Source organism: Streptomyces sp. NPDC020917 (genome assembly GCF_044333795.1).
Classification (GTDB): domain Bacteria; phylum Actinomycetota; class Actinomycetes; order Streptomycetales; family Streptomycetaceae; genus Actinacidiphila.
The window spans coordinates 77,596-92,171 of sequence record NZ_JBIRRR010000022.1 but is presented as its reverse complement, the minus strand read 5'-3'; the positions used below and the strand labels follow the sequence as shown (position 1 = coordinate 92,171).

At 74.7% G+C, this 14,576-nt stretch carries 10 protein-coding genes and 2 pseudogenes; 8 read left to right on the top strand and 4 right to left on the bottom strand.

All coding sequences use genetic code 11. The annotated features are described in order from the left end of the window. Positions 1 to 42: 42 nt before the first annotated feature. Positions 43 to 762 carry an SDR family oxidoreductase gene (locus ACH4TG_RS33845; RefSeq protein WP_398246468.1) on the top strand — a complete coding sequence of 240 codons (720 nt, stop codon included), beginning with the start codon at positions 43 to 45 and terminating at the stop codon, positions 760 to 762. 163 nt (positions 763 to 925) lie between these two features. Then, complete coding sequence (locus tag ACH4TG_RS33840; RefSeq protein WP_398246467.1) at positions 926 to 2,938, top strand: SpoIIE family protein phosphatase; 2,013 nt, start codon at positions 926 to 928, stop codon at positions 2,936 to 2,938. Between the two features lie 30 nt (positions 2,939 to 2,968). On the opposite strand, the gene ACH4TG_RS33835 is transcribed toward ACH4TG_RS33840, so the two are convergent. After that, positions 2,969 to 3,403, bottom strand: coding sequence for an Lrp/AsnC family transcriptional regulator (locus ACH4TG_RS33835; protein ID WP_398246466.1), 435 nt, complete (start codon positions 3,401 to 3,403; stop codon positions 2,969 to 2,971). A gap of 154 nt (positions 3,404 to 3,557) precedes the next feature. Here ACH4TG_RS33835 and ACH4TG_RS33830 point away from each other — a divergent pair, with 154 nt between their 5' ends. Together ACH4TG_RS33830 and ACH4TG_RS33825 are read left to right on the top strand one after the other, a co-directional pair. Continuing rightward, entirely contained in the window at positions 3,558 to 4,526 is a 969-nt protein-coding gene (locus ACH4TG_RS33830) for an SMP-30/gluconolactonase/LRE family protein (protein WP_398246465.1), read from the top strand. 133 nt (positions 4,527 to 4,659) lie between these two features. Next, complete coding sequence (locus ACH4TG_RS33825) at positions 4,660 to 6,753, top strand: carbohydrate binding domain-containing protein (RefSeq protein ID WP_398246464.1); 2,094 nt, start codon at positions 4,660 to 4,662, stop codon at positions 6,751 to 6,753. 86 nt (positions 6,754 to 6,839) lie between these two features. Here ACH4TG_RS33825 and ACH4TG_RS33820 read toward each other — a convergent pair whose 3' ends face one another. From ACH4TG_RS33820 to ACH4TG_RS33810, 3 genes and pseudogenes are all read right to left on the bottom strand, one after another. After that, entirely contained in the window at positions 6,840 to 7,664 is an 825-nt protein-coding gene (locus tag ACH4TG_RS33820) for an ABC transporter permease (RefSeq protein WP_398246463.1), read from the bottom strand. After that, a complete protein-coding gene (locus tag ACH4TG_RS33815; protein ID WP_398246462.1) occupies positions 7,661 to 8,257 on the bottom strand; it encodes a hypothetical protein in 597 nt (198 codons plus the stop codon). Before ACH4TG_RS33815 ends, ACH4TG_RS33820 begins: the two co-directional genes overlap by 4 nt. A 124-nt stretch (positions 8,258 to 8,381) precedes the next feature. Further along, positions 8,382 to 9,128: pseudogene (locus ACH4TG_RS33810) on the bottom strand (ATP-binding cassette domain-containing protein); the annotation flags it as partial. A gap of 439 nt (positions 9,129 to 9,567) precedes the next feature. Here ACH4TG_RS33810 and ACH4TG_RS33805 point away from each other — a divergent pair. From ACH4TG_RS33805 to ACH4TG_RS33790, 4 genes and pseudogenes are all read left to right on the top strand, one after another. Further along, positions 9,568 to 10,932: a hypothetical protein gene (locus ACH4TG_RS33805; RefSeq protein WP_398246461.1), complete on the top strand. Its 1,365-nt coding sequence runs from the start codon at positions 9,568 to 9,570 to the stop codon at positions 10,930 to 10,932. A gap of 174 nt (positions 10,933 to 11,106) precedes the next feature. Continuing rightward, a pseudogene (locus ACH4TG_RS33800) lies at positions 11,107 to 12,387 on the top strand (AAA family ATPase); the annotation flags it as partial. 272 nt (positions 12,388 to 12,659) lie between these two features. Beyond that, positions 12,660 to 13,931 (top strand): VWA-like domain-containing protein, encoded by a 1,272-nt coding sequence (locus tag ACH4TG_RS33795; RefSeq protein ID WP_398246460.1) that lies wholly within the window; start codon positions 12,660 to 12,662, stop codon positions 13,929 to 13,931. Between the two features lie 176 nt (positions 13,932 to 14,107). Further along, positions 14,108 to 14,536, top strand: a complete 429-nt coding sequence (locus ACH4TG_RS33790) for an Ohr family peroxiredoxin (RefSeq protein ID WP_398246459.1) — start codon at positions 14,108 to 14,110, stop codon at positions 14,534 to 14,536. Positions 14,537 to 14,576: the final 40 nt, after the last annotated feature.

Genomic DNA, 14,576 nt, shown 5'->3' with positions numbered 1-14,576 from the left:
TGTCCCTGGCAGCACCCTCCGCACCGCGGCATCGTCGATGCCATGAACGACGATTCCACGGCTTTGGTGACCGGTGCCAACAAGGGCATCGGCAAGGAGATCGCCCGGCAGCTGGCGGGCGCGGGGATGACGGTGCTGGTCGGCTCGCGGGACGAGGAGCGCGGGCGGCGGACCGTCGAGGAGATCGGCGGCGGCGCGCGCCTGCTGGTGCTGGACGTCACGGACGCGGAGAGCGTCGCGGCGGCCGCGCGGCAGGTCGAGCGGCTGGACGTGCTGGTGAACAACGCGGGGATCATGCTGGACAGCTGGGCGCCGCCGGAGGGCGACGTCGAGGCGTTCCGGCGGACGTACGAGACGAACCTGTTCGGCGTCCTGCGGGTCACCAACGCGTTCCTGCCGGCGCTGCGCCGCTCGCCGGCGCCGCGCGTCGTCAACGTCTCCAGCGGCACGGGCTCGCTGGCCTGGAGCGCGGACCCGGAGCAGGCGTTCGCCGTGTCGAAGGGCGGCGGCGCGGCGTACCGCTCGTCGAAGACGGCGCTCAACGCGCTGACGCTGTTCTACGCGCAGAGCCTGGCCGACGCCGGGTTCAAGGTGAACGCGCTGGCCCCGGGCCTGCGCCGCACCGGGCTGAACGCGCGGGCCGCCGCCAGCGAAGGCGACCCGGCCGAGGCGGCGGCCGGCGCGGTCCGGCTGGCCCTGCTGCCGGACGACGGCCCCACCGGCGGGTTCTTCTCGTGGGACGGCACCCCCGTGCCCTGGTAGCCGGCGCGCGCCGTCCGGGCCGCCTGCCCTTCTGTCGCGCGGCCGTGGCCGCGCCGGCCCCGTGTCCACCCCCTGGCACCGCCTCCACATGCGGCGACGCCGCACTCGTCGGAGCATGGGTACGGAGACGGCTGGGACGACACGCGGGGCGAGAGGGCGCCGGATGGGCAACGGAGCGCAGGGAGGGGCGCGGGGCGAGCCGTCCGAGACCGCTGAGCTGCGGCAGATCGAGGCACTGAACCGGATCGAGCCCGACGCGCGCCGCCACGCGAACGGACGCGACGCCGGGAAGGCGCCGGACGGCGGAGCCAGCCGGAGCAACGGGAACGGCCCCGGCGGCCACGGCGCGCCCGCGGGCATGGCGGGCACGGCCCCGTGGGACGAGGCGAACGGCGCGGGGACGTCCCGGTGGCGCGACGCGCTGCTGCTGGAGACCGGCCACGCGCTGGCCGAGGCCGACTCGCTCGCCGACGCGCTCAAGGAGGTCACCCGCCTGTACACGCCCGGTCTGGCGCTGGACGGCGTGGTGGTGTTCGGGGTGACCGACAAGTTCCTCAACATCCTGGGCCAGGTCGGCTACCGCCGGGTCGCGGGCGAGGAGGAGTTCCGGATGCCGGTGGCGAACCCGTTCCCGGCCACCGAGGTGATCAGGAGCGGGCGGCCGGTGTACCTGCCGTCGCCGGAGGAGTACGCGGAGCGTTTCCCGGAGTCCTGGCCGCTGGCGGCCCGGCACGGGCGCAGCTCGTGGGCGTTCCTGCCGCTGGTGGTGTCGGGGCGGATCACCGGCGTGTGCATGCTGGCGTTCAGCGCGCCGACCGCGTTCACGCCGGACGAGCGGGGCCTGCTGGTGCTGGTGGCCCGGCTGATCGCGCAGGCGCTGGAGCGGACCAGGACCAGCACGGCGGAACTGGCGCTGTCGCGCGGGCTGCGGCGCAGCATGGGCTCCTCGGAGCCGGCGGTGCCCGGGATCAGCGTCGCCACCCGGTACGTGCCGACCGGCGGCGGGCTGGTGGTGGGCGGCGACTGGTACGACATCATCAACCTGCCCGACGGCCGGCTGGCCCTGGTCATCGGCGACGTCGAGGGCCACGACGTGCACGCCGCGGGCCTGATGGCGCAGCTGCGGACGGCGGTGCACGCGTACGCGGCGGAGGGCCACGGGCCGGACGCGGTGCTGGCCCGCACGTCGCGGTTCCTCAGCGCTCTGGACGAGGACCGGTACGCCACCTGCCTGTACATCGAGGCGGAGCCGGATACCGGCATGCTGCACATCGCGCGGGCCGGGCACCCGCATCCGGTGCTGCGCCTGCCCGACGGCACCTGCATGATCAAGCACGTCCGCGGCGGGCTGCCGCTGGGGCTGATGCCGGACGACCACGACTACCCGGTGACCGATCTGGAGCTGCAGCCGGGCGAGGTCATGATGCTGTGCACGGACGGGCTGATCGAGACCGGCGGGCACGACATGTTCACCGGCTGGGTGCGGGTCAGGGACGCGATGGAGCCGGGTTCCGGCGACGACCTGGAGGGCATGGCGGAGCGGCTGATCAACGCCGTGCAGCACCCGATGGCGCAGTACGAGGAGGACGTCGACGCCGAGGACCGGGTGCAGGCGGAGGCGGCGGGGGCCGCGGAGTCCGGCCTGAACGACGGGATCGGCGGGCGGCGGGTGCATCTGGCGCCGCGCAACGAGGACGACATCGCGCTGCTGCTGCTGCGCCGGGACACCGATGTGCGCCGGATGCTGGTGCCGGAGCGCCGCCTGGTGCTCACCATCGGCCAGGACCAGGGCGAGGGGCTGGCGGAGGCGCGGGCCGAGGTCGTCGCGCTGCTGCACGACTGGGCGCAGCCCGACCAGGTGGACACCGCGGTGCTGCTCGCGTCCGAGCTGGTCGGCAACGTGCTGGTGCACACCGACCAGACGGCGATGCTGGCCGCCACGGTCACCGGCGAGGTGGGCCACCGCGAGCTGAAGGTGGAGGTCTCCGACCGCGGCGACGAGCTGCCGCACCAGCGGGCGCCGGGTGAACTGGCGTCGTCCGGGCGCGGGTTGATGATGCTGGACATCCTGTCGGAGCAGTGGAGCGTGCGGCCGGAGTCGGAGGGCAAGACGGTGTGGTTCTCGCTGGCCGAGGACGCGGAGCCGGCGGAGCCGGCCGAACCGCCGTTGCTGTAGCGGGCGGTTCGCCGAGGGGATCGCGTCGCGTCAGGGGGCCAGCGGGCGTTCGAAGAACGTCTCCAGGACGACGGTGGCCTGCGTGCCGCTGACGCCGTCGATGGCGTACAACCGCCGCAGCACGTCCTGGAGTTGCCCGGTGGTGGCGGTGCGCACCTTGACCAGGACAGAGGCGCTGCCGGCGATGACGTGCGCCTCCTGGATCTCGGGGATCACGGCGAAGCGGTCGCCGGACTCCCCCATCCACGTGGTGGACTCGACCATGACGAACGCCAGGACGCCGCGGCCGACCGCGTCCGGGTCGACGTCGATGCCGGTGCGGCGGATGACGCCGCGCTCGCGCAGCTTGCGCACCCGCTCGTGGGCCGCGGGGGCGGACAGCCCCACCGCCTCGCCCAGCGCGGCGTACGGCCGGGTGGCGTCCTCCTGGAGCAGCGCCAGCAGACGGCGGTCGATGTCGTCCAAGACGAGATCTCCTCTTCCCCTTGATCGGACGACTGTCATTCTGCACGATGAAGGTCAAGCCGAACAGCATTCGGGTTCGGGAGCGGCGTGGAGGGTCACGTCGCGCAGGGCAGTTGAGCGACCGAGCGTCAGCGGCGAGCGAAGGAGCGGCACGATGACCGGCGGGACGACCACCGAACGCCCCCAGTTGTACGAGATCCTCGACGAGCGGTTCCGCACGGGCAAGTGCCACGTCGGCGACTCCACCCTGGAGACGCTGCACGCGGACTGCCGCTGGGCCGAGGGCCCGCTGTACGTGCCCGCGGGGCGCTACGTGGTGTGGAGCGACATCCCCAACGACCGCATGCTGCGCTGGGACGAGGCCACCGGCACGATCGGCGTGTTCCGCTCGCCGGCCGGCCACCCCAACGGCAACACCCTCGACTGCCAGGGCCGGTTGGTCACCTGCGAGCAGGGCAACCGCCGCGTGACGCGGACCGAGCACGACGGTTCGGTCACGGTGCTCGCCGACCGCTTCGAGGGCCGGCGGCTGAACAGCCCCAACGACGCGGCCGTCCGCTCGGACGGCACGATCTACTTCTCCGACCCGGACTTCGGGATCACCACGGACTACGAGGGGCACGCGGCGCAGAGCGAGATCGGCGCGTGCAACGTCTACCGGCTGGACCCGGACGGCGGTGGGATCCACCTCGCCGCCGACGGCTTCCGCGGGCCCAACGGCCTGGTCCTGTCGCCCGACGAGTCCCGGCTGTACGTCTCGGACAGCCGCGCCAACCACGTCCGGGTCTTCGACGTGCACGAGGACGGGTCGCTCGCGGACGCGGGCGTCTTCGTCGCCTGCGCGCCGGGCCTGGGCAACTTCGACAACATCCGGTTCGACACGGCCGGGCGGCTGTGGGCGGCCGCCATGGACGGCGGCGTCCACTGCTACGACCCCGACGGGACGCTCCTCGGCCGGCTGCTGGTGCCGACGCCCGTCGCCAACATCCGCTTCGGCGGCCCGAAACGCAACCGCCTGTTCCTCGCGGCCGACACCACCCTCTACTCCCTGGTGATGGGGGTCACCGGCCTCCCGCCGCTGCCAGGGCGCCACCAGCTCCGCCCGGCCGGCGGCGTCCGCTGAGCCACCGCACCGCCCGCTGAGCCCTCCCGGGATCCGCCCGTCCTCCTCGCGCCCGGGAGGGCTCAACAGGCTTGGCCGGATGCGGTGTTGACGGCACTCATAGGTCCAGACCATTCTGCTGGACGGAGGTGCGGTGTCCTCCCGTGTCCTGCCCGCGCGCGACGAGGAGGAGCACATGAACCGCAGGTCCTGGACGGCGGCGGCCGTGGCCGTCGTCATGCTGCTCGGCTGGCTGCACCTGGCGGGCGCCGCGCAGGCCGACAGCCCCAACCTGGCGGTCAACGCCGGTTTCGAGACCGGCGACCTGTCCGGCTGGTCGTGCGGCTCGACCGGGAGCGTGGTGAACTCCCCGGTGCACAGCGGGAGTCACGCGCTGGCCGGCGCGGTGGGCAGCGCGGACACCGCGCAGTGCACGCAGACCGTCGCGGTGCAGCCGGGCGCGGCGTACACGCTCTCCGCCTACGTGCAGGGCGCGTACGTGTATCTCGGCGCCGACGGCTACGCGTCCACCTGGACGCCGTCCGCGACGAGTTGGCAGCAGCTGTCGACCAGCTTCACCACCGGCGCCACCACCACCTCCGTCACGCTCTACCTGCACGGCTGGTACGGCCAGGGCACCTACCACGCCGACGACGTGTCGCTGACCGGCCCCGGCGGCACCACCCCCACCGCGCCGCCCGCCCCGTCCGGCCTGACCGTGACGGGGACGACCGCCTCCTCGGTGTCGCTGTCCTGGAACGCCTCGACGGGGGCCACCGGCTACACCGTCTACCAGGGTTCGGCGGCCGTGGCGTCGGGCGCGGCAACCACCGCCACCGTCAACGGACTTGCCGCCGGGACCGCGTACACCTTCGCGGTCAGCGCCTCCAACAGTGCCGGGGAGTCGGCCCGTTCGGCCTCGGTGAGTGCCACCACGCAGACCGGTGGCGGAGGAGGGCCGGCGCCGGCCTGGCACCCGTCGTACCTGTCGATCGGCACGGTCTACACGCCCGGCAGCACCGTCGACGCCTTCTTCGGCACGCTCGCCTCGCACGGCGCGGTGCCGGACTACGGCTACGAGTACCTGATCGGCGGCGACTTCGGGAACTGGGCGGCCACGACCACCACGATGGTCGGCCACGCCCGGCAGTTCGGCATGACCCCGGTCCTCGTCGACTACGGCATGAACGGCAACGTCGACGGCTCCTCCGTCGACTTCACCAACATGCAGAACGCCGGCTGGCTCACCACGTACTTCACCGCGCTCAAGGCCGCCGCCCAGGCCGCGAACGCCGCCGCTCCCGGCCTGCCCGTCGGCTGGGTGGTCGAGCCCGACATGCTCGGCTACCTCCAGCAGAACTACGCGGCCGGCTACGGCGGCAACGCGGCCGCGATGCCCGCCGCGACCAGCGCCGCCTACTCCTCCGGCGTGCTGACCGCCGGCACCGACCCGGCCTTCGGCAACAACCTGCGCGGGCTCGTCGAGGCCATCGACCACACCATCAAGAAGTACGACCCGTCGGCGTTCGTCGGCTGGCAGGTCAACACCTGGCCCGTGCGGGACGCGTTGAAGGACACCGACACCATGGGCTGGACCGCCGGACGGCAGTCGGTCACCCAGGTCGCCACCCAGGTCGCCGACTTCGTGAAGAGCGCCGACATCGGCTACGAGGCCGACTTCGTGGCCTTCGACCAGTGGGGGCAGGACTTCGGCATCCTGCGCGACCCCGACCCGGCCGGCGACATCCGCTATCTCAACGCCGCGCACTGGAGCAACTACCTGCTCTACGTCCAGACCGTCCGGCAGTCCCTCGCGCTGCCCGCGGTGCTGTGGCAGATCCCGGCCGGCCACCTCAACTCCACGCACACGCCCAGCCCCACGTACTGGAACGCCTCCGGGACCTTCCCCGACCTGGACGACGTGACGACCGAGCAGGACGAGGACTCCGCCTCGACGTACTTCTACGGCGACGCGTTCACCTCCAGCGGCAGCAACCTCGCCTTCTACGGCAGCAACCCGGGCGCCGACCCCAAGGTGTCGGTGAGCGGCGGAACGGTCACCTGGGGCGCGCACATCCCCGAGGCGGCGGCGGCCGGCGTGGTGGCGATCCTGTTCGGCGCGGGCACCGGCACCGGTACGTACGGCGTGCCGGAGATGGTCGGCACCAACCAGACCGGGCCGGGCGACTTCGGTTACTGGGTCACCCGCACCCAGAGCTACCTGGCCCACCCCACGCCGCTGCCCTGACGGGCGCGGCCACCGACCCGGGGCCGGGATGGACCCGGGGGCCGGGACCGGGCCCGGGTCTGGGCCCGGGTCTGGGCCGGCCGCCGTCACACCGCGCGGCGGTAGAGCCACACGCCGAGCGGCGCGAACACGGCGACGATCCCGGCGTCCCAGGCCAGCGCCTCCCACACCGCCTGCGTCGCCGGGCCGCCGAGCACCAGCACCCGGACCGCCTCGGCGGTCTTGGACACCGGCTGGTGCTGGGCGAACGCCTGCAGCCAGCCCGGCATGGTGTTCACCGGGATGAACGCCGCCGAGGCGAACACCAGCGGCGCCAGCACCGGGAACGCGGCGGCCTGCGCGGTCTCCGGGTCGCCGACGGCCATGCCCACCACGGCGAAGATCCACGACATGGCGAACCCGAAGGCCAGCACCAGCAGGAACCCGCCGAGGAAGGCCGGCACCCCGGCGTGGATGCGGAACCCGATGGCGAACCCGACCGCGGTCATCAGCGCGACCACGAACACGTTGCGCGCCAGGTCGGCCGTGGTCCGGCCGACCAGCACCGCGGATCTGGCCATCGGCAGCGAACGGAACCGCTCCATCAGCCCGGTCTGCATGTCGGTGGCCAGCCCGATCGCGGTGTTCATCGACCCGAACACGGCGGTCTGCACGAAGATCCCCGGGATCAGGAAGTCGACGTAGGAGACGCCGTGCAGCGCGGGCGCCACGACCCCGCCGAACACGTACCGGAACATCAGCACGAACACGAGGGGCTGCACGGTGGAGAACACCAGCAGCCGCGGCACGCGCCGCAGCCCGATCAGGTTCCGCCAGGCCACGGCCAGGCCGTCCTGCGCGGCCCACATCAGCCGCCGTCCGGCCCCGCCGGCAGCGGGCGCGGCCGGTTCCAGGGCGATCGTCGCGGTCATGGGCCGCCTCCGTCCGGGTGGCCGTCGGGGTGGCCGTCCGGACCGCCGTCCGGGTGGCCGTCGGGTGCTCCGACGTCGCCCGTGCGGTGGCCGGTCAGCGCCAGGAACACGTCGTCGAGGCTGGACTCGCGCACCGACACGGTGCGCGGCACCAGGTCGCGGCCCTCCAGCAGGTGCAGGACGTCCAGCAGCGGCCGGGACCCGTCGCGGGAGGCCAGGCTCACCGTCGAGCCCTCGACCTCCGCCCGGTCCGCGAACCCGTCACCGATGACCGCGGCGGCCCGCGCGGCCCGCGCCGCCTCGGCCATGTCCAGCTCGATGACGGTGTTGCCCAGCCGGGCCTTGAGCAGCGCGGGAGTGTCGTCGACGACCACCCGGCCGTGATCGATCACCACGATCCGCTCGGCCAGCCGGTCGGCCTCCTCCAGGTACTGCGTGGTCAGCAGCACCGTCGTCCCGTCGTCCACCAGCTCGCGGATCATCGCCCACAGCGCGGTGCGGCTCTGCGGGTCCAGGCCGGTGGTCGGCTCGTCCAGGAACAGCACGGGCGGCTCCGGCACCAGCGCCGCCGCGACGTCCAGGCGGCGCCGCATGCCGCCGGAGTACGTGCGCGCCGGCCGGTCGGCGGCGTCCGCCAGGTCGAAAGCGGTCCAGCAGGTGCAGGGCGCGGGGCCGCACCCGGGAGCGCGGCAGATGGTTCAGGCGGCCGATCAGCCGCAGGTTCTCGCTGCCGGTGAGGTTGGGGTCCACCGCGGCGAACTGCCCGGCGAGACCGATCACGCCCCGGACGGTCGCCGCCTGCCGCACCACGTCGTACCCGAGGACCTCGGCGTGCCCGGCGGTCGGCCGCAGGATCGTCGTCAGCACGCGGATCGCCGTCGACTTCCCGGCTCCGTTCGGCCCGAGCAGCCCCACGATGGTGCGCGGCGCGACCTCGAAGCTCACGCTGTCCAGCGCGGTGACCTCGCCGAACGTCTTGCTCAGTTCGGCCACTCGGATCGCGGCGCCCTCACCCACTCTTCCATCCTGCCTCCGTTCCAGCGGGCCCGCGCAGCATGGCCGCGGGCCCCCATGACAACGGGCCCCCGGCCCGCCCCCCTCCTGGCCGCGCCCAGGGCCGCCCCCGGAAGCAGCCGCCAACCCAGCCCCGGAATTCCCCCCCACCCCTCCCGCGTCTCCCGGGGTGCCCCCGGGTGTGCTTCCCCGTCCAACGGTCCGCCGTGGCTTGTCGCGCAGTTCCCCGCGCCCCTGCGGCAACTGGGGTGCCCCCTTGGGCGTCGTTGCCGTCGAGCGGTCGACTATGGCTGGGCGCGGAGTTCCCCGCGCTCCTGGAGCATCGCCCCTCCGGGGCGGGAATCCGGGCTGTCCCCGGAGGTGCGTTGCCGGGCACGGACCCGTTGGGGCTGGGCGCGGAGTTCCCCGCGCTCTTGGGTGCGCCCGGTGGGCAGGGGAGCCCAGGCCCATTCCTCCCGCAGACGGGGGCCGGGCTGGGAGGGGACGGTGCGGGAGTGTCCCCGCAGGAACTGTGCATCCGCCCGGGCACCCATTCGGGAAGAGCCGCACGCACAGTTCCGAGGAGACACTCCCGTGGCGGCCCCGACCCCACCCACCGAAGGTGCACCGAAAGGGGCGCGAGGAACTGCGCGCTCAAGCGGGACGAAGCCTGCACACGGCATGGCGGCCCGGGGGCACCCCGGAAGCCGCAGGGGGCGCCGGGAACGGCGCGACCAGCCGAGACGAGACCAGCAGACGGCCACGCGCAGCGCGAGGCACCCCCGAGGCCGGGGGCGGGCCGCACACCTCGGGCCGGGTTCCACGACGGCGGCACCCCCGTTATGATCGGGCTGATGCGTACTCATACTCCCGTGAGATTGGGGGACCCGTCCGCGCAAGGTGAGTGCTGATGCACGATCACCCCACGCACGGGAACCCCCGACTTTCCTCCTGGCTGCGCGTGCGACGCTTCGCCGTGCCGCCTTCCATGATCGAGACCGCGACCGCGCGCCGCGCCGCGGGCGACTGGGCGGGGGCGTGCGCCGCCGCAGCCGTCGACGTCGACCTCGATCTGCGGTCCACGGCCCGCACGTACGGCCGCGACCTCGCCACCCGGCTACGGGCCGACCTCCGCCACCTCACACCTGACCTGCTGCGCTGGCACCTGCCACGCATCGCACCCGACGGCCTGCTCCGTCCGGGGCTGACCGTGTCCCTGGCCCGGTACGGGCCGGACCCGCTGCACCTGGTGGTGCGGACGCCGCCCGCGTGGGCGGACGCCGGCCAGCGGGTCAGCCTCGCGCTCTGGGATCCGTCCCGCCCCGAGGCCGGCACCGGCCTGCACCCGCACCCCCACCCCAGCCGCCGCTTCCGCCTCGACCTGCACCGGCACCTCTGGGACGCCCGAAGGTCCGCGGACCTGGCCGTCCGCTCGGGCACCGCGGTTCCGCCGGATCGAAGCGTCCATGACGCGACCGGCGGCGATCCGGCCGTCGCGGACGCGCTCGCCCGGCTCGTGGGCGGCCGCCCCTGCGCCGTCGGGCGGTGGGCGGCCGAGGCCGCGCTCGTGCTGGCGGCCGCCGACCGTACGTCCGGACGCGTCGGCGTGCGGTACGGCACCCGGCACCGGCTGGTCCTGGACGTGGCCGGCGGCCCCACTCCGCGGATCACGGCGGCGTTCCCGGTCGGCAAGCATGGCGCGCTGCCGCTGCTGCCGGACGCGGCGACCTGGGTGCTGCCCGACGTGGAACTGCTGCGCGCGGGCCTGCTCGAACCCGGCGACCTGCACCCACTGGTCGCGGACGCGCTCGCGCCCGGCCGCGGTGCGGCGGCCGCTCCGGCAACGGCGGCCCGGGAGCGGCCGCCCGGACCGCACGTCGTGCGGTGCCGCGGCGCCCGGCACCGTATCGGCCTGGTCGACGGGGTCCTCGCCCCGCTGGACCACGGCCCGGACGAGGTCCGCCGCGAGGAGCTGCTGGCCGCGCTGACCGGCACCCCGCTCCCCTGCCTTCAGGCGATCGACGCGGCGCACCGCCGCCCCGAGTGCCTGGAGGACGTCCGCGCGCGGCTGGACCACGGCGACACCGCGGGCGCGCTCTCCGTCGTCGAGTCCCTGCTCGGCCCCAACGCCCTGATGCGGCACGGCGCGTTGCGGGACGAGCTGGAGACGGCCGCGCTGCGCCGGATCGACTACGGCGTCTACCGCGCGGGCCTGTCCCACCCGGCCCACCACCGCTCCCCGCGCCCAGTCGCGGCGCACTCCCACACCCACTGACCCAGCCCGTCACACCGCCGGACCGCGCCACCACCGCGCCCCGGCGGCGTGTCCTCGCGGGCACCCGCCCCTGCCACGGGCCGCACCCGGTCCGTCCAACTCCCGCTGCTCGAGCGGCTGTCCGGCCGCGCAACCCCCGGCTTCCGTTCGTCCCGACCCCAAAGGTGATCACTGATGCCCCTTGCTCCTTCCCCTGTCACTCCTGTCACCCCTCTCACCGATTCCCCCGTCACCGAGTCCCCCCGTTCCGGCTCCGCCTCACAACTCGACGTGGCCGGGGCCCTGCTGGGGCTGCTGCGTGCGAGCGACACCGAAGTCCGGCCCGACGAGCAGTTGGAGGCGCTGACGCTGGCCGTCGCCGCGGACCTGCCCGTGGTGTTGTGGGGCGAGCCCGGGATCGGGAAGACGGCGGCGCTCACGCAGCTGGCCTCGGCGCTGGACCTGCCGCTGACCACCGTGATCGCCAGCGTGCACGAGCCGGCGGACTTCTCCGGGCTGCCGGTGGTCGGGGACGACCCGGCCCGTCAGGGCGTGCCGATGGCCCCGCCGGACTGGGCGGTGCGGCTGGTGCGGGCCGGGCGCGGGCTGCTGTTCCTCGACGAGCTGTCCACCGCGCCGCCGGCCGTGCAGGCCGCCCTGCTGCGGCTGGTGCTGGAGCGCCGGATCGGCGCGCTCCAACTGCCGCCCGGAGTCAGGATCGTGGCGGCCGCCAACCCGCGTGCGTCGGCGGCCGACGCCTGGGAGCTGAGCCCGCCGCTGGCCAACCGGTTCGTCCACCTGCAGTGGACGCACGACCACGACGTCGTCGTCCGCGGCCTGGGCGGGACCTGGCCGCGCACCGTGCTGCCCGCGCTCGACCCGGCGCGACTGCCGGAGTCCGTGGCGTTCGCCCGCCGCGCGGTGTGCACGCTGCTCGCCGCCCGGCCGGGGCTGGTGCACCAGATGCCCCGCAGCGAGGCCCGCCGCGGCGGCCCGTGGCCGTCTCCCAGGAGCTGGGAGATGACGGTGTTCCTGATCGCGTTCGCGACCGCCGCCGGCTCGTCGCGGGAGGTGCTGTCCCTGCTGGTCAGGGGCGCGGTCGGCGACGGTCCCGGGCTGGAACTGCTGGCCGGCCTGGACCGGATGGACCTGCCGGACCCGGAGACGCTGCTGGCCGATCCGGACGCCGCCGAGCTGCCCGAGCGCGGCGACCTGCGGCAGGCGGTGCTGGACGGCGTGGTGGACGCGGTGCGCCGGCACCCGGAGCGGGCCCGCTGGGACGCGGCGTGGACGCTGCTGGTGCGGGCGGCGCGGACCGGCGCCCCGGACCTCGTCGTCGTCCCCGCGACGACGCTCGCCACGCTGCGGCGCGAGGACTGGGAGGTGCCGGCGTCGATCGAGCACCTGGCCGGCGTGGTGTCGCTTTCCGCGCGCGCCGACCGTGCGGCGGCGCGTGTCACGGCCGGCCGCAAGGCCACGACTTCCGTCACCGGGACGGGCGGGCCGGCCACAACAGGCGGACCCGGAACGTCCGGTGCGACCGCCGCCACCACCACCGCCACCACGACGACGAACGGCACGTCCCGGCCCACCGCAACTCCCCGCCCGGGCACCGCTCCTCGCCCGGCGGCGCCTACCAGGTCCGCCGCGCCCGCCGCAGCATCCCAGCCCGCCGGGCACTCCGATTCCGCCCCGACTCCCCGGCCCAAGGCGCCCGCCGCGCCTGCCGCGACCCCCGTGACCGGCCGATGAACGCGGCCACCGGCACCACGCCCCGCGTCCTGGACGAGGACAAGCTGTTCGCGGCCCGGCTGCACGCCGCCCGCGCCCGCCCCTACCTGGCGTCCGCCCTGTTCGCGCTGCACGTCGTCGAGTCGCGGCAGGTGCCGACGATGGCCGTCGACCGGCACTGGCGGTGCTACGTGTCGCCGCTGTTCGTCGACCGCACCCCTGTCGAGGAGTTGGCCTCGGTGTGGGTGCACGAGGTGGCGCACCTGCTGCGCGACCATCCCGGCCGCGGCGAGCGGATCGCGCGGGAGCAGGGGCTGACCGGGCCGGCCGAGCGGCTGCGGAGGAACATCGCCGCGGACTGCGAGATCAACGACGACGTGTTCGGCGACGGCCTGCCCTGGCCCGAAGACGCCATCCAGCCGAGCGACTTGGGGCTCTCCCCGGGCGAGCTGATGGAGGACTACCTGCGGCAGTTCCGGCTCGGGCCGCTCACCCTGCGCATGGCCTGGCTGGACTGCGGCAGCGGGGTCGACGGCCACGCGCGGGGCTGGGACCTGGGCCCGGACGGCGCGCGCGGCCTGAGCGATCAGGAGCGGGACGCGGTCAGGTTCCGGGTGGCGCAGGGCATCAGCGCCCGGCCGGGCAGCGCGCCGCGCGGCTGGCGGCGATGGGCCGAGGAGGTGTTCCATCCGCCGCAGCCGTGGCGGCAGTTGCTGGGTGCGGCGGTCCGCGCGGCGGCCGCCGGCTCGGGTGCGGGAGACGACTACGACTACGGGCGGCCGGCACGGCGTTCGGCGTCGCTGCCCGGCGTGGTCCTGCCGGGACTGCGGCGCCGGCCGCCGCGGGTGTGCGTGGTCGTCGACACGTCGGGCTCGGTCAGCGACGCCGAGTTGGGCAGCGCGCTGCTGGAGGTCGCGGCGATCTCCCGTGCGCTCGGCGGGCGCCGCGACCTGGTCGGGGTGCTGCCGTGCGACGCGGCGGCCCCGGTGGTGCACACGCTGTGCCGCGCCGAGGGCATCCCGCTGACCGGCGGCGGCGGTACGGACCTGCGGGCCGGCTTCGAGGCGGCGCTGCGCTCGCACCCCCGGCCGGACGTGATCGTGGCCCTGACGGACGGCCAGACGCCGTGGCCGTCGAGCCGCCCGCCGTGCCGCACGGTGGTGGGCCTCTTCCCACGCGCCCCGCGCTCGTCCGCCAGGGCCGAGCAGGACCCCGACTACGCGTACGTGCCCGACACCCCGCCGGACTGGGCCCGCGTCGTCACCATCGGCGCTCCGTCACCAACTTGACAGGTGACGGAGCGCTCGGCCAGGGTAGTCACCAGTTGAACCGGTGACGGCCACATGGCGGGTCGCCGGGACGGCACCCCACCCGCGCGACGGCGCGCACCGGACCGCTCCGGTGCGCGGCGCGCGAACCGGCCGGCTGCGCATACCGAAGCGCACCGCACACAAGGAGGAACACCATGGCCGTCAGCTACACCGGCGTCGTCACCGTGACCGGGGAAGGCCGCAACGGAGGGCACGCCACCGCGTCCGACGGGCTGCTGCAGACGGGCCTGGCCATCCCGAAGGAGCTGGGCGGGGCAGGGGACGCCACCAACCCCGAGCAACTGTTCGCCGCCGGCTGGGGCGCCTGCTTCCTGGGCGCGGTCCGCCGGGCGGCGGGCCAGCGCGGCGTCCGCCTCACCAGCACGGCCATCACCGTCGAGGCGACCCTGACCCACGGCGACGACGGCGAGTTCGGCCTCAGCGCCGTCCTCCACCTCGCCCTGGGCGGCGTCGACCAGCCCACCGCCGACGAACTGGCCGAAGCCGCCCACCAGTTGTGCCCGTACTCCAAGGCCACCCGCGGCAACATCCCGGTGACCGTGCGGGCCACCGCCGTGGCGTGACGCCGCCGCCCGCCCGCCGACCGGCACGCTCGTACCCGGC